General features: G+C 53.9%; 14 protein-coding genes. 10 read left to right on the top strand and 4 right to left on the bottom strand.

All coding sequences use genetic code 11. The features are described from left to right. A partial coding sequence (locus tag V2P20_RS11130; protein ID WP_331818294.1) for a hypothetical protein occupies positions 1-261 on the top strand: 261 nt, incomplete at its 5' end. 1,045 nt (positions 262-1,306) lie between these two features. Next, on the top strand, positions 1,307-1,582 hold the full coding sequence (locus V2P20_RS11125) for a hypothetical protein (protein WP_331818292.1): 276 nt from the start codon (positions 1,307-1,309) through the stop codon (positions 1,580-1,582). Between the two features lie 146 nt (positions 1,583-1,728). On the opposite strand, the gene V2P20_RS11120 is transcribed toward V2P20_RS11125, so the two are convergent. Further along, positions 1,729-1,995: a hypothetical protein gene (locus V2P20_RS11120; RefSeq protein WP_331818291.1), complete on the bottom strand. Its 267-nt coding sequence runs from the start codon at positions 1,993-1,995 to the stop codon at positions 1,729-1,731. Between the two features lie 276 nt (positions 1,996-2,271). Here V2P20_RS11120 and nifJ point away from each other — a divergent pair, with 276 nt between their 5' ends. After that, positions 2,272-5,865, top strand: coding sequence for a pyruvate:ferredoxin (flavodoxin) oxidoreductase (nifJ, locus tag V2P20_RS11115; RefSeq protein ID WP_331818289.1), 3,594 nt, complete (start codon positions 2,272-2,274; stop codon positions 5,863-5,865). 7 nt (positions 5,866-5,872) lie between these two features. Next, a complete protein-coding gene (locus V2P20_RS11110; RefSeq protein ID WP_331818287.1) occupies positions 5,873-6,892 on the top strand; it encodes a dihydroorotate dehydrogenase-like protein in 1,020 nt (339 codons plus the stop codon). Positions 6,893-7,147: 255 nt separating this feature from the next. On the opposite strand, the gene V2P20_RS11105 is transcribed toward V2P20_RS11110, so the two are convergent. The 3 genes from V2P20_RS11105 to V2P20_RS11095 all read right to left on the bottom strand — a co-directional run bounded on the left by V2P20_RS11105 (position 7,148) and on the right by V2P20_RS11095 (position 13,119). After that, positions 7,148-7,987, bottom strand: coding sequence for a hypothetical protein (locus V2P20_RS11105; RefSeq protein WP_331818285.1), 840 nt, complete (start codon positions 7,985-7,987; stop codon positions 7,148-7,150). Positions 7,988-8,070: 83 nt separating this feature from the next. Beyond that, a complete protein-coding gene (gene glgP, locus V2P20_RS11100; RefSeq protein WP_331818283.1) occupies positions 8,071-10,590 on the bottom strand; it encodes an alpha-glucan family phosphorylase in 2,520 nt (839 codons plus the stop codon). Between the two features lie 105 nt (positions 10,591-10,695). Continuing rightward, positions 10,696-13,119, bottom strand: a complete 2,424-nt coding sequence (locus V2P20_RS11095) for an AAA family ATPase (RefSeq protein ID WP_331818281.1) — start codon at positions 13,117-13,119, stop codon at positions 10,696-10,698. Positions 13,120-13,361: 242 nt separating this feature from the next. Between V2P20_RS11095 and V2P20_RS11090 the strand changes: the two genes are divergently transcribed. From V2P20_RS11090 to V2P20_RS11065, 6 genes are all read left to right on the top strand, one after another. Beyond that, complete coding sequence (locus V2P20_RS11090; protein ID WP_331818279.1) at positions 13,362-14,306, top strand: DnaJ C-terminal domain-containing protein; 945 nt, start codon at positions 13,362-13,364, stop codon at positions 14,304-14,306. 1 nt (position 14,307) lies between these two features. Next, positions 14,308-14,598, top strand: a complete 291-nt coding sequence (locus V2P20_RS11085) for a chaperone modulator CbpM (RefSeq protein ID WP_331818277.1) — start codon at positions 14,308-14,310, stop codon at positions 14,596-14,598. 80 nt (positions 14,599-14,678) lie between these two features. Continuing rightward, the gene (locus V2P20_RS11080) at positions 14,679-16,490 is read left to right on the top strand and encodes a sigma 54-interacting transcriptional regulator (protein ID WP_331818275.1); all 1,812 of its coding nucleotides are present in this window, start codon (positions 14,679-14,681) and stop codon (positions 16,488-16,490) included. 286 nt (positions 16,491-16,776) lie between these two features. Then, the gene (locus V2P20_RS11075) at positions 16,777-17,442 is read left to right on the top strand and encodes a hypothetical protein (RefSeq protein ID WP_331818273.1); all 666 of its coding nucleotides are present in this window, start codon (positions 16,777-16,779) and stop codon (positions 17,440-17,442) included. 451 nt (positions 17,443-17,893) lie between these two features. Then, positions 17,894-18,490 (top strand): VPLPA-CTERM sorting domain-containing protein, encoded by a 597-nt coding sequence (locus V2P20_RS11070; RefSeq protein WP_331818271.1) that lies wholly within the window; start codon positions 17,894-17,896, stop codon positions 18,488-18,490. Positions 18,491-18,855: 365 nt separating this feature from the next. Next, a complete protein-coding gene (locus tag V2P20_RS11065; RefSeq protein ID WP_331818269.1) occupies positions 18,856-20,508 on the top strand; it encodes a DHA2 family efflux MFS transporter permease subunit in 1,653 nt (550 codons plus the stop codon). Positions 20,509-20,510: the final 2 nt, after the last annotated feature.

Here is a 20,510-nt window from a genome sequence, read left to right as displayed (position 1 = left end):
ATGAAAACATTGGCGGCGGGTGTTCTTTTAACTGCAACAGGTTTGGCTTCTGCCGAGCCTGTGACTTTGACTGATGCTCAGATGGACAATGTTTCAGCTGGTGCTCTTTTGGGGCTGGATGCGTTGGTGGGTAGCACTCTTACCCTGGTAGACGGTCTTCTGGGATCAGTCGTCGGAGCAGTTGATGCCTTGTTGCCGGCTGTAGACCTGCAATTAGCTACATCTGTCAGTCTAGGGCTTGGTTTACAAGTTTCCTTATAATCCAAGCGATTCCGTTTAGATTATGGTAGGAGCGCCCTATACTTTCAGAAAGGCATAGGGCGTTCTCAATATTTTTTTAGTAGAAAATACTTTTTTAATATTGTATATGCCCTGCAATAGAATGATGGAGACCTCTTTCACTTCCTGATGTTATATGCTCACCGCGATTAAAAAGGAAATTATCCTACTAATACTTTAGAGGCAGTTTTTGCAATAATGCGTAACAAAAACAGGGTTATATACCGGTGCTGAGCCTGATTCCGTATCGCTTTCGCAAAAATATATTAACAAATATTAAATTAAATCTTGCTAAATTAAATTAAATTGAATTAAATTAAATCACACAAAAGATATGTGGGGTTTAATGTCCGGGGATTTGAGAAATGAGAAGTCGGTCACAAAATTAATACTGGATGATGCTTTTCAATTCAGTCATTTTTTTGGAGGGATCTTGTGATTCAATTTCCAGGGTATGCATGGAGATTGCCAAGTGTTTGGAAGGTAATTTGAAGCACTACGGTAGAAAAAATCCCATCCCGATAGGTTCAGGATGGGTTATGCTAATAATACTAAAGTTTTGTAAAACGCATGCCCAGTAATTAAGAAAATGAGAAGTTGATCACAGAATATTCAGTACAGAATAATGCTTTATTATTCAGCCGTTTCTTCCAGTGTGGTTGGCGACTCAATTTCTTGGGCATGTAAGGAATTAGCCAAGTGTTTTGGCAAAATTAAAACACTACGGTAAACGCCTCCCATCCCGATAGGTTCAGGATAGGCTGATAATAATACAAAAATATGCGGAAATTTATGTCCAAAAATTGTAAAAATGTGAAGCGTATCGCAAAAATAATTCGACGCTGAACAATGTTTTACTAACCAGTCCTTTTTTATGGTGTAGCTGTACGGTTCAATTTTTGGGTGTGTAAGGAATTTGCCCAGTGTTTTGGAAAATTAAAACACTACGGTAAATACCCCATTCTGATAGGTTCGGAGTGGGTTATGTGTTAATAATATTAATAATACTAAAGTAGAGATTATTGTTATGAAAAATAAAATGATGAAAGTTTTGGCAGCAGGCGTTCTTTTAACTGCGACTGGTTTGGCTTCTGCTGAGCCTGTAGCTTTGACTGATGCTCAGATGGACAATGTTTCAGCTGGTGCACTCTTAGGTTTGGATTCTCTGCTGGGCAGCACTCTTACTCTGGTAAATGGCGTTCTGGGATCAGTAGTCGGAACAGTTGATGCCTTGTTGCCAGCTGTAAATCTGCAAGCAGGCGCGTCTCTCACTGTTGGCACTGCTTTATCAGTATCTTTATAATCTAAACTACTCCGTTTAGACTAAGATAATGGAACGCCCCATGCCTTAAGATAAGGTGTGGGGCGTTTTTTTATACAGTTGAAAGCACTTTTCTACATGATGCAGGGAGCGGTCCAATATCTTGTATCTTGATGCAAAGCCGATAATCATTTAGACAATCTCGCTCTGATCCGGTCATAGGTTGCTTTCAATTCTTCGCCGACTATTTTGGCTTTTTCGATAAACTCTTCCGAAGTTTCCACTGTATCATCAGCGATGTCGCCCGCTTTTTGGGCAAAAGCGTTCCAGCTTTTTTCGACACTCTCAAATTCCTCTCTGGCTTCCATGGAACCAAGATGCAGTTTCAGTTTGATTTCATCACGCTCGGTTTTTAGGGATTCGAGCAGGTTTCCAAAGTCTTCTTTTAATGCCATAACACACCTCTGTTTTTGTTTGATTGATAAATCAAGGGACATGCTTCGGAGAAAATCAGCTTGTCTTTGAGATTAAGACAGAGGATCCCAAATTCTGTTCATTCTTCAAGAGTTTAAGATGCGGTTTAATGCAAATAACTGATGATTGCGAGGCTGTTCCGGAAAAAGGCGAATATTTTGACGTGCCGATTGTCACAGAGGAACTAATGCAGCTCATATCGAATAATTGCGATAGAACACGAGGCTCTGAAAGTTGTTATTTTACGGGGACGATTGATGTCAACAGCAACCACTATCACGATCGACGGCAACGAAGCGGCCGCGCAGATCGCCTACCTGACCAATGAAGTCATCGCTATCTATCCGATTACGCCGGCCTCGCCTATGGGGGAGTGGGCAGACACTTGGGCTTCGGAAGGCCACAAGAATATCTGGGGCGCGCAGCCGCAGGTGATAGAAATGCAGAGTGAAGGCGGTGCGGCCGGCGCCGTGCATGGCGCCTTGCAAAATGGCGCGTTGACCACGACTTTTACGGCCTCGCAGGGATTGCTGCTGATGATTCCGAACATGTACAAGATTGCCGGCGAACTGACGTCAACCGTCTTTCATATCGCGGCCCGCACACTGGCGACGCACGCCTTGTCGATCTTCGGAGATCATAGCGATGTGATGGCGGCCCGGGCAACGGGCTTTGCGTTCTTGTCGGCCAACTCGGTGCAGGAAGTCATGGACTTTGCCCTGATTGCGCAGGCGGCAACGCTGGCCGCGCGCATTCCCATCGTGCACTTCTTCGACGGCTTCAGAACCTCGCACGAGATCGCCACGATCGATCCTGTTGACGAAACGACTGTTCGCGCCATGCTCGACGACGAGTTGATACATCAGCACCGCCGGCGCGCCTTGTCGCCGGACCATCCGGTCCTGCGCGGCAGCGCCCAGAATCCCGATGTGTTTTTTCAGGCGCGGGAAAGCGTCAATCCATATTATCAAGCCATGCCCGGCATTGTGCAGGCGGCGATGGACCGTTTCGCCGGATTGGCCGGACGCCAGTACCATCTGTTTGACTATGTCGGTGCTGAAGATGCCGAATGGGTCATCGTACTGATGGGTTCCGGCGCCGAAACCGCCGAGGAAACCGTTTGTCATTTGAGCTCGCATGGGGAAAAAGTCGGCGTGCTGAAAGTCCGCCTGTTCCGTCCGTTTGCAGCCGATGCGCTGGTTGACGCCTTGCCGGTCACGCTGCGCAGCCTGGCGGTTCTGGATAGGACTAAGGAAGCGGGCGCCGATGGCGAGCCTTTATACAAAGATGTTTTGACCGCTGTCACACAGAATTATCTGGGCGACAATCCCAAGTTTGCCCGGTTGCCCAAAATTGTCGGCGGCCGTTACGGCCTGTCCTCGAAAGAATTTACGCCGGCCATGGTCAAAGGCATCTTCGATGAACTTTCCAAAGAACGGCCCAAGAACCCGTTCACGGTCGGCATTATCGATGATGTGACGCAGACCCATCTGAACTGGGACCCGTCATTTAGGACCGATGCCGCTAAAGCCACGGTCAGTGCCGTTTTCTACGGATTGGGCAGCGACGGTACGGTCAGCGCCAACAAGAATTCCATCAAGATCATCGGCGACAAGTCGCAGCTCAATGTCCAGGGCTATTTTGTCTATGACTCCCGAAAAGCGGGTGCCGTCACGGTTTCTCACCTGCGTTTCGGCCCGGAGAAAATCCGTTCCAGTTATCTGATCGGCGATAACGAAGCCAGCTTTGTCGCCTGTCATCAATCGGTGTTTCTGGAGCGCTACCCGATGCTCGACAAAGCGGCTCCGGGCGCGGTGTTTCTGCTGAATACCTCTGTTGGCGCCGATCAGGTCTGGGACAGTCTGCCGCGCTCTTTTCAGGAGGCCATCATCGAAAAAAACATCGCCTTTTACGCGATCGATGCCTATGCCATCGCCAGGAACTGCGGCCTGGGCCGGCACATCAATACGGTCATGCAGACCTGTTTCTTCGCTCTGAGCCCTATTATTCCGCTGGACGAGGCGCTGGATGCGATCAGGGCGGCCGGGCAGAAAACCTACGCCAAGGCTGGAAAACGCATACTGCAGGCCAATCTTGAGGCCATCGACTCGGCGCTTGCCCAATTGCATCAGATCACCGTGCCTGAGCAGGCGAGCAGCGCGATCGAAATGCCGCCTGCCGTGGCCGCCGACGCGCCTGATTATGTGCAACGCCTGACCGCCGAGATGATTGCCGGGCACGGCGATTTTCTGCCGGTCAGCCGCTTTGAGCCAGACGGCACCTTTAAAACCGGCACTTCCGCGTTCGAAAAGCGCAATCTCGCCCTGGAGATTCCGGTCTGGGAGCCCGATATCTGCATTCAGTGCGGCAAGTGTGTGTTTGTCTGTCCGCACAGCGTGATCCGCAGCAAACTGTTTACCGCCGACAGCATTAAAAATGCACCGCCGACATTCAAATCCGTGCCGGTCAAAAGCAAGGCCTTAGGCAGCGATCTTTTGACCAGTTATCAGGTTGCGCCCGAAGACTGCACCGGCTGCACCCTGTGCGTGCAGGTTTGCCCGATCCGCGACCGCGACAATCCCGAGCGTAAAGCCGTCAATATGCATCCGCAGCCGCCGCTGCGTGCTCAGGAGCGCGAAAACTGGAATTTCTTTCTGCAAATACCGGCGCCGGACCGCCGCCTGCTGCACCATAACAAACTGCCGGAAGCCATGCATCTACAACCCTTGTTCGAGTTTCCAAGCGCCTGCCCGGGCTGCGGCGAGACGCCGTATCTGCGGCTGGTCAGTCAGCTGTTCGGCGACCGCATGGTGATCGCCAATGCGACCGGCTGTTCGTCCATCTATGGCGGCAATCTGCCGGCCACGCCATGGACCAAAAACGCCGAAGGGCGCGGTCCCGCCTGGTCCAATTCCTTGTTCGAGGACAATGCCGAATTCGGCCTGGGCATGCGCGTCGCGATAGATCAGCAGTTTCAATACGCGCGCGAGCTGCTGCAAAGCCTGCGTGATCCGGTCGGCCCGGAACTGGCCGATGCGATTCTCGATGCCGACCAAAGCGACGAGGCCGGCATCTATGACCAGCGCCAGCGCGTCGCCGAGCTGAACCAACGATTGCAAGGCATCGCTGCCGATGCCGCAGGCCGGCTGCTGGAAGTGTCGGAAAATCTCGTCAGGCGCAGCGTCTGGATCATCGGCGGCGACGGCTGGGGCTATGATATCGGCTTCGGCGGCCTGGATCATGTGCTGGCTTCCGGCCGCGATGTGAATATTTTGCTGCTCGATACGGAGGTGTATTCGAATACCGGCGGCCAGACCTCCAAGGCCACGCCGCGGGGCGCCGTCGCCAAGTTTTCGGCGGCTGGCAAGACCACGCCCAAAAAGGATCTGGCGCGTCTGGCGATGGATTACGAACAGGTCTATGTGGCCCAGGTCGCTTTTGGCGCCAAGGACATCCAGACCCTGCATGCGTTTCTGGAAGCCGAATCCTATCCGGGCACCTCGCTGATTATTGCCTACAGCCCTTGCATTGCGCATGGCGTCGACATGTCCAACGACCTGCGCCAACAGGATCTGGCCGTGCGCAGCGGGCACTGGCCTTTGCTGCGCTTCGACCCGAGGCGGACGGCGCAGGGGCAGAATCCGTTGGTCCTGGACAGCCAGAAGCCTTCCATTCCTTACCGGGATTTCGCCATGACCGAGGCCCGTTTCAGCATCCTCAGCCGCACGCATGCCGAGCGCTCGGAACAGCTCCTGCAGCAGGCGCAGCGCGATGTGAACGACCGCTATCGGCATTACCGGCTGCAGGCCGAGCAGCCGTCCGGCAGACAAAATAAAAACGAACAGGAGTAGATCGACCATGAGCAGCATAGATCTGAGCACAAACTACATGGGTCTTAAACTGGACAATCCGCTGGTGCCTTCATCATCGCCGCTATCGCGCAGCCTCGATTCGGCGCGCCGTCTGGAAGACGCCGGCGCTTCGGCTTTGGTCATGTATTCGCTGTTTGAGGAAGAACTGCGCAACGAAGAAAAAATGACGGCGCGCTTTCTGATTCATCAGACCATAGGGCATCCCGAAGCCGAGAGTTTTCTGCCTTTCGACAGCTGTTTTCAACCGGGACTGGATCAGTATCTGGAGCATCTCGCGGACTTGAAAAACGCGCTGAACATCCCGATCATCGCCAGCCTTAACGGCATTTCCCTGAATGGCTGGGTGGAAAACGGCAGATTGCTCGAAGAGGCCGGCGCCGATGCGCTGGAGCTGAATGTCTATTATCTGGACACCGATCCCTATGAAACCAATATGGACGTGGAAAACCGCTATCTGGAATTGTTGCGGATGTTGCGCCATAAGGTGCATGTTCCGATTGCGATGAAGCTGTCGCCTTATTTCAGCGCTTTGCCTCGTTTCATCAGGGAGCTGGAAAATGAAGGCGCCGATGCCGTAGCGTTGTTCAACCGTTTTTACCAGCCCGACATGGATATCGACACTCTGCAAATCATCCCGCAACTGCATCTTTCCACCTCCGCGGACGCGCTGCTGGCTATGCGCTGGATCGCCATTCTTTACGGCCGGGTCAAATTGTCGATGGCCGCGACCGGCGGCGTGCACACTGCCGCTGACGTCATCAAGCTGCTGCTGGCCGGCGCCGACGTCACGCACCTGTGCGCCACGCTGCTGCTGCATGGGCCGGAACAGCTGACGCGCATCAAAGCCGGTCTGATGGCCTGGATGGAGCAGCATGAGTACGCTTCGGTCAATGACATGAAAGGCCGTTTGAGCCAGCAGTTCTGTGCCGATTCCGAATCGTTCGAACGCACCAATTACATTGCCGTACTGGACAGTTACAGTTCTCCGCCGGCGATGCGGCGGTGATTTATGAGATAAAGTTGTAGCTCTGTAGGGTACGCATCGCGTATCTTCCCGAACTTGCGGTGTGCCGAAAAGCCCTGAATAGGTACGCGATGCGTACCCTACAGTGGATTTCGCCCTGGTTTTTGCAGGGCAGCGGGGTGAGCCAGGCTGTTAAACCCAGTATTTCGAAATCGCCCATGCTGGGCTTCCGCTAAAGCTTCAACCTAGCCTACACTGGTTACGGTAGGGTAGGCACCGCGTACCGTTTCAGCTCGGTCAGGCTTGGTAGCTTTGCAGACGCTCGACAATTTCCTCGTACTTGCGCAGGTAATCGAAGTGATCAGGCGTGCTGTTCACGCCCTTATCCAGATCATGCCCGACTTCATCGAAATGATCGGCCGGCCAGGGCGGAGAAATGGCTTCCCAGCCGTCGCGCAGGGCGGAAGAAACCGGCACCGTGCCGTCGTTTTCCTCGTCCGTCATTCTTTTGATGTATCGATGCGCCGGAAGCAGCAGCTTGCAGGTCTTCGATGACTCGTCGCCATGGCGCCCTTCGCCGGCGATGCAGAAATAGTCAACCTGCGGATTATCAATATAGATATCGTTGAATTTACGCGTGGATTCCGTAGTCAAGTCATATACGGCATCAAACCAAAGAAATTTACTGACTATGCCGCGAATGACGCCTTCTATGGCTCCCAGCAGCGGCATATCGGATTCGCCGTCCACGAATGACTCGAAAAGATCGGCCAGCGGCGAGCCCTGATGCGGCGTGCCGATAGTGGTCAGCGAGCTGACCCGGCCGGCAATATTGTCGGAGTTAGCCGGAGACAGTATATAGCGGCTGTCCAGTCCGCCCATGCTATGGGCGATGATATGCACTTTCTTGTCCGGGTCCAGGACGGACGGTTTGACGGTTTGCTCCAGATCATCAAGAATTTTACGCTTCAGTTGGTTGCCGCGCACCTCAATACCGGCTACCGGGGCAACTTCAGCGACCAATACCCGAGCCCGGAATCTGTCTTCGAGATGTTTCTGGATGTTGTTGAAGTATTCGATATCCGTAAAAGGCACGGTGTTGAATCCAAGAATGCCATATGCCAGGACTATGTTCATATTTCTCCTATATAAAATGGTTGCGATAAAACGTTCACATTAAATGGCCCGTATCCGTTTCCGCCGGTGCGCAGTACCTGTTCTTATTTTACCCATAAAATAGCTTGGGCTTCGGCAGGTATGCCGGCATCAGGATGGCTGGGTATGATTCTGGGCGTGTAATCCGAAATCGGCCGCTTTGCCGGAATGCTGATAGTATAAACAAAACCGTTGACGGCGCCGGGCAGGGCATGGTCGATGTGCATTTCATGAATGTTATCCCTATCGCCTTCAATCGGTTCTGCAAACAGCTCCACTCTGACATCCTGCGCCGTCAAGTCGCCCAGGTAAATCTGCAAGCTGAAAAAATACACGGCTTCGCGGTTCTCGATATTGACGCGCGCGATATGAATCTTAGGCCACAGATCGTTCAGGCGCGACAGCCAGCGGCTCAGGGACCGGCCCGCCTGCGCGCCATTCACGGTGCGGCGCTGATATTTCTCGGCCAGGGGCAAATAGAAACGGTCGGTATATTCCCGCACCATGCGGTTAGCCGAATAAAAGGGCGTCAAGGTCGTCATGCTTTCGCGCATCTTGCTTAGCCAGCGTTCCGGAATGCCGTTGCCGTTGCGTTCATAGAAGGCCGGCACGATTTCCTGTTCCAGCAATTGGTATAGCCTATCGGCCTGATCGGCATCGGTATGCTCGCCCTCGTGCCCGTCCAGCGCCCAGCCGACTTCAGGCCGATAGGCTTCGGCCCACCAGCCGTCCAGCTCGGACAGGTTCAGGCCGCCGTTGACCAGGATTTTCATGCCGCTGGTGCCGCAGGCTTCCCAGGGACGCCTTGGCGTGTTGATCCACAGATCGACGCCTTGCACGAGATACTCGGCCGTGATCATGTCGTAATCGCTCAGGAAAATGGCATGATTGCGGATTTCCGGGCGCCGCATGAACTGGTTCCAGTCCTTGATTAAACGCTGGCCCGGCAAATCCGCCGGATGCGCCTTGCCGGAAATGACCAATTGCATTGGCCTGTGAGGATCGGTCAACAGGCGCGCCAGCCGGTCAGGGTTGGTCAGCAGCAGGTTGGGCCTTTTATAAGTGGCGAAGCGGCGGGCAAAGCCGATGGTCAGCACGTTCGGGTCGAAAAGGCGCAGCGCCAGGTCTTCCACTTCGCTGTCCGACAAATTGCTGTGCACGTTCAGCTCCCGGCTGTATTCATCCCTGACGAACTGCACCAGCCGGGACCGGTTCCGGGCGCGCAAATGCCACAGGGCCTGGTCTCCGACACGATGGAATTGTTTGGCCAGATGTTCCGGCTCGCAAAACCAGCGGCTCTTGCCGCACAAGTTGGTCCATAGTTCGTCGGCTTCCATGGAATCCCAGGCCGGGACATGGACGCCATTCGTGACATGCGTAATCGGCACTTCGTATCTCGGCCAGCCCGGAAAGAGGGGATTGAAAATATCCCGGCTGACTTCGGCGTGCAAACGGCTGACGCCATTGACGGCGGCACTGCCGCGTATCGCCAGATAAGCCATATTGAAAGGCGCAGCCACATCGTTGTTGCCGGGAATTCTGCCCAAAGCCAGCAGTCCGCCGAGATCAAGATTCAGTTCTCTGGCATAAAGGCCCAGGCTGTTCTTGATCAGATCCGGGCTGAAGCGATCGAAACCCGCTTCCACCGAAGTATGGGTGGTAAACAGATTGCCAGCGCGTGTTACAGTCAAAGCCGTTGCGAAATCGACGTTATGTGCCCGCATAAAGTGGCGCGCCCGCTCGAGAACCAGCAGGGCGGCATGGCCTTCGTTCAGATGGCAGACATCAGGGGTTATGCCCAACGCCTGCAGTACCTGCCAGCCGCCGATGCCGAGCAGGATTTCCTGGGACAGCCGGTATTCCGATCCGCCGCCGTACAGTTCGGCGGTAATGCAGCGGTCCACCGGATGATTGGCCGGGTCGTTGGTGTCGAGCAGATACAGCTTGATGCGGCCGATTTGCGCCTGCCATACCCGCACCCATAAGCGGGACGGCGTCACCAGTTGTATGCGCAGCCATTCGCCACGGTTGATGCGGACTGGCGAGATCGGCATGTCGCTGGTTTCGCTGGCCGGGTACAGGGCAATCTGATTGCCGTCGGCATCGAAAGCCTGGCGGAAATAGCCTTTTTGATAGAGCAGGCCGACGCCCACCAGCGGCAGCCCCAGATCATTGGCGGCCTTTAAATGATCGCCGGCGAGCAGGCCGAGCCCGCCCGAATAAATAGGCAGGGCTTCGCTGAGGCCGAACTCCATGCTGAAATAAGCGATTTTCTGCAGGGCGATGTCCTGCTGCTGTTTCGCTTGAAACCAGCGTTGTTCCGACAAGGCCTGGCGGTGGGCTGAAACGATAACCCGCAGTTTTTCACAGAAGGCTTCATTTTTGGACAGGTCTTCCAGGCGGGCGCGTGAAACCGTTTGCAGCACCAGCCAGGGATTTCGGGTCTGCTCCCAGAATTCGGCATCCAGCTCGCGCCATATCTCGTCGGCGCCATGGGCCCAGGAATAACTGCAATCCCGGGCCAATTCGTCCAGTCCATCGAGTCTTCGTTCCATGTCGGGGCGGAAATATTTGGGGACGGTCATCGTTGTGGGCTCCCTGAAATGGCAAATCCGAAAAGTGGCAATATAGGGCTGTGGGGCGACTTCAGTCGCTCTGGGCGAATAAATTCGCCCCTACAGCTGCACAGGTTAACCTTCGCTGTTTTTGGGTGTTTCCTGTTGTTCGGCCTTAAGCCGGAATTCCTTGCTGATTGCCGTAAATTGCAGCAGCTGGGCTTCAACCTTGCCGTTAAACGATGCCGGCGGATACTTGCCCTGTGCGTCGGCAGCGCCGGCTTCCATTCCGGTCAGCAGTTCAAGCGCCTCATCCACGGTCGTGACGGCGTAGATATTGAACTGGCCGGACTGGGCCGCGTGCACGACGTCCCAGCGCAGCATCAGGTATTTGACATTGGCGGCCGGGATGATCACACCCTGCGTGCCGGTCAGGCCCTTTTTTAAGCAGATATCGAAAAAGCCTTCGATTTTTTCATTGACGCCGCCTATCGGCTGGACATGGCCCAGCTGATTGACTGATCCGGTAATCGCCAGATCCTGCCGTAAAGGCACCTGGGCCAGCGAGGATAAGATGACGCAAAGTTCGGCCAGCGAGGCGCTGTCGCCCTCGATATGGCCGTAGGACTGCTCGAACACCAGGCTGGCGGACAGCGAGAATGGGCTGTTTCTCGCATAGCGCGAGGCGATGAAGCTCGACAGGATCAGTACGCCCTTGGAATGTATGGCGCCGCCCAGTTGGGTTTCGCGTTCGATATCGACCACTTTGCCGCTGCCCAGGCGCGTCGTCGCCGTGATGCGCGACGGCTGGCCGAATGTAAATTCGCCCAGTTGCAGCACAGACAGGCCGTTGATCTGACCTGTCACTTTGCCTTCGGTATCAATCAGTACGGTGCCGCGTTCGATGTTTTCGTAGAGCTTTTCCCGGATCATGTCCAGCCGGTGAATCTTATGGTCGATGGCTTGCTGGACATCGCTGTTGGCGATCAGGGTATGGCCGTTTTCTTCGGCCCAATGGTCGGATTCGGTCAGCAAATCCTTGATGCTGCGCAGGTGCGTCAACAGTTTCTCGGCGTCGCCGGCCATGCGCGAGCTGTGCTCGATGACTCTGGCGACGGCCTGCTGGCTCAACGGGCGCAATTTTTCGCGCCGGGCGATCGTGGCCAGCAGGCGGGCATATTCATGTGTGCTGCTTTCACGGTTGGCGGATGTATCGAAATCGGCGGCGACCTTAAAGAAGTCGGGAAATTCAGGGTCATAGACGCTTAACAGATAATAAAGCAGCGGATCACCGAACAGGATGATCTTTAAATCAACGAGCGGGATGGGCTGCGGCTCCAATGGCGAGGTCGTGATCAGGCTGAGCGTCCGCTCCAGCGGTTCGATGCGGATTTCACCCGCCTGCAGCGTTCTTTTAAGGCTTTCCCAGGCATAAGGCTGAAACAGGATTTTCCGGGCATCGATGATCAGATAGCCGCCGTTGGCTTGATGCAATGCGCCAGGCTTGATCATCGTGAAATCGGTAATCAATGAGCCCATGTGAGCCTGATGGTCGGTATGGCCGATCAGGTTGCTGTAATTGGGCAGGTCTTCGTAGATCACGGGAGCGGCGCGCTTGTTGCTGAAATCCACGATCAGATTGACCTGATAGCGTTTCAGCGGATTCCCTTCCTGCGGCATCTCCAGAAAAGGCAGCGCTTTTTCGCTGTGCGGCACGAAATCCCGGACGTGTTCGATGATGTCTTTCTGGACTTCATTCAGGTAATCGATGACGTCCTGTTGCTTGGCGTATTTCTCGATCAACTCATCAATGGAGTGGTTGACGGCCAAGGCGGCGGTTTCGCGGTTCAATGCCTGGAGTTTGCGCTTGGTCTCCTTGCGCCAGATCGGGAATTTTTTCAGCAGCTGCTGAAGGCGTTCCTGCAAATTAAAAATGCTCTCCTGGATTTTATGCTGCTGCTCTTTATCGAGCTTGTTGAACTGTTCGGGCGTCATCGCGACGCCGTTTTCATCGGCCGGCGCGAATCCGTAACCGGTCACTGTTTCGGTCAGCAGAATATGGGCGTTTTCGGCTTCTTCGCGCAGTTGATTCAATTCGGTGATTTCCCTTTGGCGCGATTCGCTTTCGAGCTCGCCGGCGCGGGAACGGTATTCATCGCCGTCGAATGCCGCTGGAATGGCGACGCTCAATTCGTCGATCAGTTGCGCCATGTCGTGCTGGAAAACCTTGCCTTGCCCCGGCGATAAGCGGATGGCTGTGGGTTTTGCCGGCTGGCTGAAATTGTTGACGTAGCACCAATCCGAAGGAACAGGCCGATGGAGGGCTTCGTGTTCGACCAGTTGTTTGATGGTCGTGAACTTGCCGGTGCCGGAAGGCGCCATCGCAAAAATGTTGTAGCCTCTTTTATTGATGCGGATGCCGAACCTGATGGCCTCCAGAGCGCGTTCCTGGCCGACGATGATGTCGATGTCTTCAAGCTCGTCGGTAGAATCGAACTTTAACTGCTCGATGTTACACGGTTTGTAAAGTTGTGAAGGAGCCAGCGGTGTATTTTTCATGGGATGAACCTTGCTTGGAAACCTTGATTTTTCTTAATTGTTATAAATGTTTCGTATTCAGGTGCGGGAGAAACTTACCCTGTCACAAAGGCTCCAAATGAAGGCAATGTCGTGATATAAAGACAGTCATGGCTTTATAAAGTTCTTAGCCTTATTCGGGCCTTGTTTTCAGATTATAGCCATATTTGTATGGCGTGCTTAATTTATCCGTTTCTCAAGCTAAAGCAGAGTCGATTAGCCTTATGGAATATAAAGATTATTACAAAATAATGGGTCTCTCCAGGGATGCGACGCCGGAGGAGATAAAACGCGCCTACCGCAAACTGGCCCGCAAATACCACCCCGATGTCAGCAAGGAAGCCAATGCCGAGGCAAAGTTCAAGGAATTGGGCGAGGCCTATGAAGTGCTCAAAGATCCTAAAAAAAAGGCCGCCTATGATCAGGTAGGACGCGGCTGGCAGGAAGGGCAGCCATTTACGCCGCCGCCTGATTGGGGCTTTGATTTCGGAGTTGACCAGGGGTTTACCGGCACGCAGCCGGGCGGCGGGTTTAGTGACTTTTTTGAGGCGCTGTTTGGCGGCGGTTTCAGGAGGGGGCGAGGCGGCGCCTATGACAGGCAGATGCAGGGCAGCGATCAGCAAGCCAGGATTCAGATTGATCTGGAAGATGCCTATCGCGGCGCTGACAGCCTGATTTCATTGAACATGCCGCAAGCAGACAGCCAGGGGCATCTGGTTTCAAACGTGCGCACGCTGAATGTCAAAATTCCAAAAGGCATCAAGGCCGGGCAGCGCATACGCTTGGCCGGGCAGGGCATGCCGGGGGTTGGAGGCGGCCGCAACGGCGATTTGTATCTGGAAATAGAATTCAAGCCCCACCGTTATTTCCGCGCCGAGGAGCGCGATATTCATCTTGAACTGCCGGTGACGCCGTGGGAAGCGGCCTTAGGGGCCACTGTTCCGGTGCCGACGCTGGGCGGCCCCGTCGAAGTGAAAATTCCGCCCGGCTCGCAGGCGGGCAAGCAATTGCGCCTGAAAGGCCGCGGTCTGCCCGGAACGCCTGCCGGCGACCAGTACGTGACATTGAAAATCGTTGCGCCATCGGCCAGAACCGATGAAGCAAAAGCCTTATATGAGAAAATGGCCAAAGTGATGCCGATGAATCCGCGCGCGGCGATGGGGGTATGAGATGAAAAATGAGATAGTCGTCATTTCCGGTATTGTGCTTGATGAAAGCATGCGCTTCTCGCTGGTTGAATTGTGCGATTTCGCCAAGGCCAGTCCCGACCAGATCATTGAAATGGTCGAGGAAGGGGTACTGGAGCCCGAAGGAACCTCTGTTTATACCTGGCGTTTCGATACGCATGCCCTGAAACGCCTGCAGATCGCTATAAGGCTGGAACAGGACCTGGGCGTGAATCTGCCGGGCAGCGCGCTGGTACTGGATTTGTTGGAAGAAATGGAAAGATTGAAGCGATAACCGGTACTTGATGTAAACTGCCATTCCTTTTTGCCGCAGCAGGCTTAGGTTTGCTGTGAAACCTCCTGTGATTTTGTTTCATGCTGAAAAAACTGCCACAAAACAGCTTCGCCGAGCACTTGCTGCAACACATGCCTGTTCCGACCTTCGTGCTGGATACCCAGCACCGGGTCGTGATCTGGAATAAGGCTTGTGAGCGGCTGACAGGGCTCAAGGCCGAGGACATGATCGGCACGAGCAAGCATTGGCAGGGATTTTATGCCGAGCCGCGTCCCTGTCTGGCCGATCTGCTGCTCGACCACTCGCTCGGAAAACTGGACAGCCTTTACGAAAAAGCCGGTAATTTGGTATCGGATGCCGGTACGCTGCAAACAGAGAATTGGTGCCCGATGCCGGACGGCCGCAAGCTTTATCTGGTCATCGATGCCGGGCCTATTGTCAACGACAGGGGAGAGATCGTCGCCGTCGTGGAAACCCAGCGCGACAGGACCGAGCAGAAGCTGACCATGCAAGCTTTGGCAGAAAGCGAGCACCGGTTTTCAGCCATCCTGGGATCGGCTATGGACGCCATTGTGGCGATCGACCATCAGCACAACATCACGTTATTCAATGCCGCCGCCCAAAGAATTTTCCGCTGTGCCGCCGACCTCGCCATCGGCCAACCCGTAAAGCGATTTATTGCACCGCATTGCCATACATTGTTCAGGCAATTCCTCAATTTTGACGAGCATACTGTCAAGGCGCCGACCTGGGTGCCGGAAGGTCTCAGTGCGCGCCGCGCCGACGGCGAGGAATTCGCAATCGAAGCGACTTTTTCGCCATTGGAAGCCGGCGGGCAGCGCCTCTATACCATGATTCTGCGCGATGTGAATGACCGCAGGCTGGCCGAACAGGAATTGGACAGGCTCCAGCTAGAGAAAGGCTATCTGCAGGAAGTGATCGATTACGAACACAACTTCGGCGAGATCGTCAGCGGCTCGAAGGCCATGCGCGCCGTCTTCGAGCAGTCCCGCATGGTGGCCCGCACGGACACGCCGGTGCTGCTGCTGGGCGAGACCGGCACCGGCAAGGAACTGCTTGCGCGCGGCATCCACGACCTCAGCGATCGCAGTGGCGCGATACTGGTCAAGGTCAATTGCGCAGCATTGCCCAGCGAACTGATCGAGAGCGAACTATTCGGCCATGAGAAAGGCGCTTTTACCGGCGCAACCCAGCAGCGCAAGGGGCGCTTCGAGCTGGCGCACGGCGGAACTTTGCTGCTGGATGAGCTGGGCGAGCTGCCGGCGGCGGCCCAGGCCAAACTGTTGCGCGTGCTGCAGGAACAGGAGTTTGAGCGCGTAGGAGGCAGCGAGACGTTGAAGGTCGACGTGCGCGTCATCGCGGCGACTAATCGCAATCTCGCCGACGAGGTCGCGGCCGGCCGCTTCCGGGCCGATCTGTATTATCGCCTGAACGTGTTTCCCATCAATATTCCGGCGCTGCGCGAACGCCAGGCCGATATTCCGCTGCTGGCTCGGTTTTTCCTGGCCAAATACGCGAAGAAGTTCGGCAGACGCATCGACGACATCGATCCGGCCTCTCTGGAAGCGTTGCAGCATTACGCATGGCCCGGCAACGTGCGGGAATTGCAGAACGTGATCGAGCGCGCCGTTATTCTCTGTCAGGCGCCGATACTGGAAATCGGCCCATTGCTCAATCCGTACGCCGGCGCCCATATTGTTGCAAGCCAGCCGGCTACCATGGAAGAGATGGAGCGCAATCACATTCTGCGCACGCTTGAAGAATCAGATTGGGTCATCTCAGGCTCCAAAGGCGCCGCCGCCAAGCTGGATATGAATCCGAATACCTTGCGTTCACGCATGCTGAAGCTAGGCATAACCCGAAGCCGCTGATAGGTATTTGCAGGCTGGATAAAAACCACGCTACTGCCCAGGCTGTCCGCCGGCCGCTGAGCGAGTCCAGAAAACACCGCTCGACAATAGAGGCTTAATCTATTAGTTAGAGAAACTGGCTGATTTGACTATAAAAATGGCAATTTTTATTTATAAGATTTATCGCCCAAATGGCTATTGACGGGGACAGTAGGAGCGAATATTCTTTTCGCGCCCGGCTTAAGAAAATTAAAACAAATAGTCGCAGTCGGGACGTTGAAATTCTTTGCTTAATTTAGGAGCTCCCATGAAAAAAATACTTTGTTCTGCCACGCTCGGCTTGGGCCTGCTCGGAGTCAATGCCGCGCAAGCCGCTCTTGTTACTTATACCGCTTCGGCCGGCGGTTATACCCATAATACGGCGTCATCAGGCTTCCTGACAGCACTTGGTGCCGAAAATGACCATATCAGCTTTGCTGGCGCCGCTAATAATGATGGTACGAGCTATTCAACTGATGTGACTTTCTCGACAAAGGCAGGTGCTTTTGGCGGTTCAGATACTGGATCAGTGAATGCCGCCTCGGGGGAAATCGGTCCTTACGGATCATGGAATGGCATTCTTAATATCGATTTTCTGGCCAACGGATACACTGTTTCCGGGGTCGGCTTCGGACTGGTCGAGTTTGGTAGTCCCCTGGAATCTATTCGTATCTACAACGAAGCCAATATATTAACAGCGACATTTAACAATCAGTTGTCAGACATGTTTAGCTTCTGGGGCATCGTCGCCAACGCGGGCGAGAAGATTGGCCGAATTGAACTGGATGGAAACTTTTTTGCCATTCAGGATATTTACTTTGCCGAGAATTCTGTTGCAGCCGTGCCTGTTCCAGCCGCTGTCTGGCTGTTTGGCTCCGGTTTGTTAGGATTGATGGGCTTCAATCGCAAGCGCACTCAATCCTTAGCAGCATAAAGACAATTCGCTGCTGTCCGGCAGGAAAATCGCCTCTCGGGTATCCGAAGGCGATTTTTTATTGCTCAATTTCTGAGAACCGTTCTTTAGCGCCAGGGATGCCGCCGCAATGTCAAACGTATCCCTATACTCTGAGCCAAGCATTCCGGAGATCGGCATAACCAGAAGCAACTCATGTTTTGCCGGCTAAATAGATATTCGAAAAAACAGCCAGGGGCGGAGCAGTTAGATGCGCTTGAAATTTTTACTAGGTCTATGGAAAGTAATAGTTTTTAGGGGCCTGTCACATAAATAAGCGATGAGGGCAAATATAATCTCGCAGAGCCCCTACAGGTAGAGTAATTCTTTATATTGGCTATGAATGCTTATCAGCTCATAGGGGTGAGATTCCATAGATTTTAGAGTATCAAAAAATATGGACTTTTAACATTAAGCAACAAGGCAGGATACGATGAAAAAAGTGAAATTAGCGGCGGCTATTTTAGGATTGCTGTCTGTCAGTCAAATCGCAAATTCCGCAACGATTACAAACGGAAACTTTGATACCGGGCTGACAGGCTGGGGCACTGCGGGTAATGTAACTCTGGATGCCGGCGGTTATGCTGTATTAAATACATTCTTAGGTATTGATACAAGCGCTTATGGTGGAACCAACGGTTCAACATTATCACAAACAGTTAATGCGGCAGCCGGCGATGTTATCTCGTTCAGCTATAGTTTCAATACTGATGATTATTTGCCTTACAATGATTTCGCTCTAGTCGCAGGCGATGCTCAATATTTAGTATCAAATGTCGCTACAGTGGGTGATGGCGAGTCCAGCGGCTGGCAGAATTTCTCGTTCACTGCGCTCAGCGATTTTTCTGATCTTAAGTTCATTGTCAGCAACCATACTGATACTGCATTCAACTCAACTCTTTTTATAGATAACGTCAGTTCAGATTCGGTATCAGCTGTGCCTGTTCCTGCCGCTGTCTGGCTGTTCGGTTCCGGCGTATTGGGATTGTTGGGCTTCAATCGCAAGCGCTCTCAGTCGTTAGCGGCATAGAATACCACTCACGATTGCTCAACAGGGACCGCCTCTCGGGTAGCCCGAAGGCGGTTTTTTATTATTCCAGCATTGTCAAGTCTCAGGAAAATACGGCGAATGTGGAAACGCATGGAGCAGTTTTCTAGCTATCTCCTGCTCAGGCGCTCGTACAGGATTGATCAATCCGTCAGCGAAAGCGGCAATCATTACGATATTTCGTTATTTAACGATATTAAGTAATTAGTCGTAACGTCTTATCGCTGACGCTCTGCCGAAAGTTGATAATAATTTTTTGATTTTATTGGGTATTTTTTAACTTTTTTAATTTGGCAGGGAAATTGCTCTTATTGGATATCATAATATTCTAATAAGAGGTTTCCATCATGACTATCGTCCGCAAAAAAGCGCGGCATGTCCTGCCACCAACGAAGCCAGACAGCCGGCAAGCGGTCAAGGCGAGCCAGGGCGGCTTGAATGGGACGCATTTTATCCTGCTCAACTTCGCATTGCTGCTCGGAAACATGCTGGTGCTTTTCAATACCGGCGCATTTGCATCCATCAGTTTGCATGCCACCGGCGGGCTAGGGATCAGCCCGAGCCACGCAAGCTGGATGCAGACGTATTATTTCATCAGCATGGCGATGGCTTTGCCTGTCAGTTCATGGATGGCGGCGCGTTTTGGCAGAGTGCGCCTGTTTATTGCGGCCATGATGCTGATGGCTTCGGGATCGATGCTTTGTTCTGTCACGGACGACTTGATCTGGTTTTTGCTGGGCCGGGTTCTTCAAGGTTTTTTCGGAGGCTTGACGATACCTTTGTCGCAGACCTTGTTGCTGAATGAATATCCGGACTCCAAAAAAGGTTTCGCCGTCGCGCTCTGGAGCATGGCTTCGCTGAGCCCGTTCACGCTGGGGCCGGCCGCAGGCGGCTGGATCGCCGATACGCTGGGCTGGCGCTGGCTGTTCTATCTCAATGTGCCGTTGCCGCTTGTTTCGGCAGGGCTGGTCTGGGCCTTGCTGTCCGACCGGATGGCTCAACCTGCGAAACGGCCCTTTGACCGTATCGGCTTTCTGTTGTTGGCAGTAGCGCTGGGCTGTTTGCAGACGGTACTGAATCAGGGCCAGGATGCAGACTGGTACAATTCCGGCCTGATCGTATCGCTGGTGCTCATCGGCCTGCTGGCGCTGGCCTGTTTCGTCATTTGGGAACTGGCCGAACGCCATCCGCTGCTGGACATGCGCCTGTTCGCGCGCCGCAATTTTGTCATCGGATCTATCACCCTGAGCGTGAGCTTTCTGCTCATGTACGGCCTGCTGTCGATTCTGCTGGTGCGCCTGCAATCAGTGGCCGGCTATACCTCATTCATGGTCGGTTCCGTGCTGCTGCCTCTGCTATTTCTGGCCAAGCCCATGGCTGCCTTTTTCCATCGGATCATCCATTACTTCGACGCACGCTGGCTGGCCAGCTTGAATCTGGCGAGTTTCGCCGTGTTTTGCTTCTGGACCAGCGATTATGATTTTTTCCGGCGCAACAGTTTGTTCAGCGAATCGCTCGGATCTCAGGTATTGGAAGGTTTTTGTCTGGGCGGGCTGTTTGTGCCGCTCACGACGCTATTCCTGTCCGGCCTGACGTCGCGCCGCCAAAATCAGGCTGTGGAGCTGGGCGGCATGCTGCGCGTGCTGGGCGGCAGCATCGCATCGCCGCTGCTCGGCGTGATCTGGGAGCGTCGCGCCGCATTTCATCAGAGCCGATTGATCGAAACGCTGACGTCTTACGATACATTGGGCAGAGAGGCTATCGCCAGCCTGAATGCGGCCGGCATGCACGGCCAGATTGCCACAGCCAAGCTGGCCGGCTTGGCAGGCGGGCATGCCGCTATTCTAGGCCTCAATGACACGTTTCGTCTTGCGGCCTGGATATTTCTGGGGCTCGCGGCCCTGGTCTGGTTTGCGCATCCGACGGGCCCTACGCGCCGGCCCTCGCCCAAGCGCGCTTTGCGCGAAACGGCCCTGGAAGCGCTGGTTGAGGAGCCCTAACC

The organism is Methylobacter sp. Wu1 (assembly GCF_036553575.1).
Classification (GTDB): Bacteria; Pseudomonadota; Gammaproteobacteria; order Methylococcales; family Methylomonadaceae; genus Methylobacter.
Note: the sequence above shows the minus strand (reverse complement) of the source record. Positions and strands in the feature narration are given on the sequence as shown.

Bases quoted from the DNA above. Each gene is read 5' to 3' on its own strand.
- V2P20_RS11095 (WP_331818281.1), bottom strand. From the start codon at position 13,119: ATGAAAAATACACCGCTGGCTCCTTCACAACTTTACAAACCGTGTAAC.
- V2P20_RS11110 (WP_331818287.1), top strand. From the start codon at position 5,873: ATGAGCAGCATAGATCTGAGCACAAACTACATGGGTCTTAAACTGGAC.
- V2P20_RS11120 (WP_331818291.1), bottom strand. From the start codon at position 1,995: ATGGCATTAAAAGAAGACTTTGGAAACCTGCTCGAATCCCTAAAAACC.
- V2P20_RS11075 (WP_331818273.1), top strand. From the start codon at position 16,777: ATGAAAAAAATACTTTGTTCTGCCACGCTCGGCTTGGGCCTGCTCGGA.
- nifJ (WP_331818289.1), top strand. From the start codon at position 2,272: ATGTCAACAGCAACCACTATCACGATCGACGGCAACGAAGCGGCCGCG.
- V2P20_RS11090 (WP_331818279.1), top strand. From the start codon at position 13,362: ATGGAATATAAAGATTATTACAAAATAATGGGTCTCTCCAGGGATGCG.
- V2P20_RS11065 (WP_331818269.1), top strand. From the start codon at position 18,856: ATGACTATCGTCCGCAAAAAAGCGCGGCATGTCCTGCCACCAACGAAG.
- V2P20_RS11080 (WP_331818275.1), top strand. From the start codon at position 14,679: ATGCTGAAAAAACTGCCACAAAACAGCTTCGCCGAGCACTTGCTGCAA.
- glgP (WP_331818283.1), bottom strand. From the start codon at position 10,590: ATGACCGTCCCCAAATATTTCCGCCCCGACATGGAACGAAGACTCGAT.
- V2P20_RS11105 (WP_331818285.1), bottom strand. From the start codon at position 7,987: ATGAACATAGTCCTGGCATATGGCATTCTTGGATTCAACACCGTGCCT.
- V2P20_RS11070 (WP_331818271.1), top strand. From the start codon at position 17,894: ATGAAAAAAGTGAAATTAGCGGCGGCTATTTTAGGATTGCTGTCTGTC.
- V2P20_RS11125 (WP_331818292.1), top strand. From the start codon at position 1,307: ATGAAAAATAAAATGATGAAAGTTTTGGCAGCAGGCGTTCTTTTAACT.
- V2P20_RS11085 (WP_331818277.1), top strand. From the start codon at position 14,308: ATGAAAAATGAGATAGTCGTCATTTCCGGTATTGTGCTTGATGAAAGC.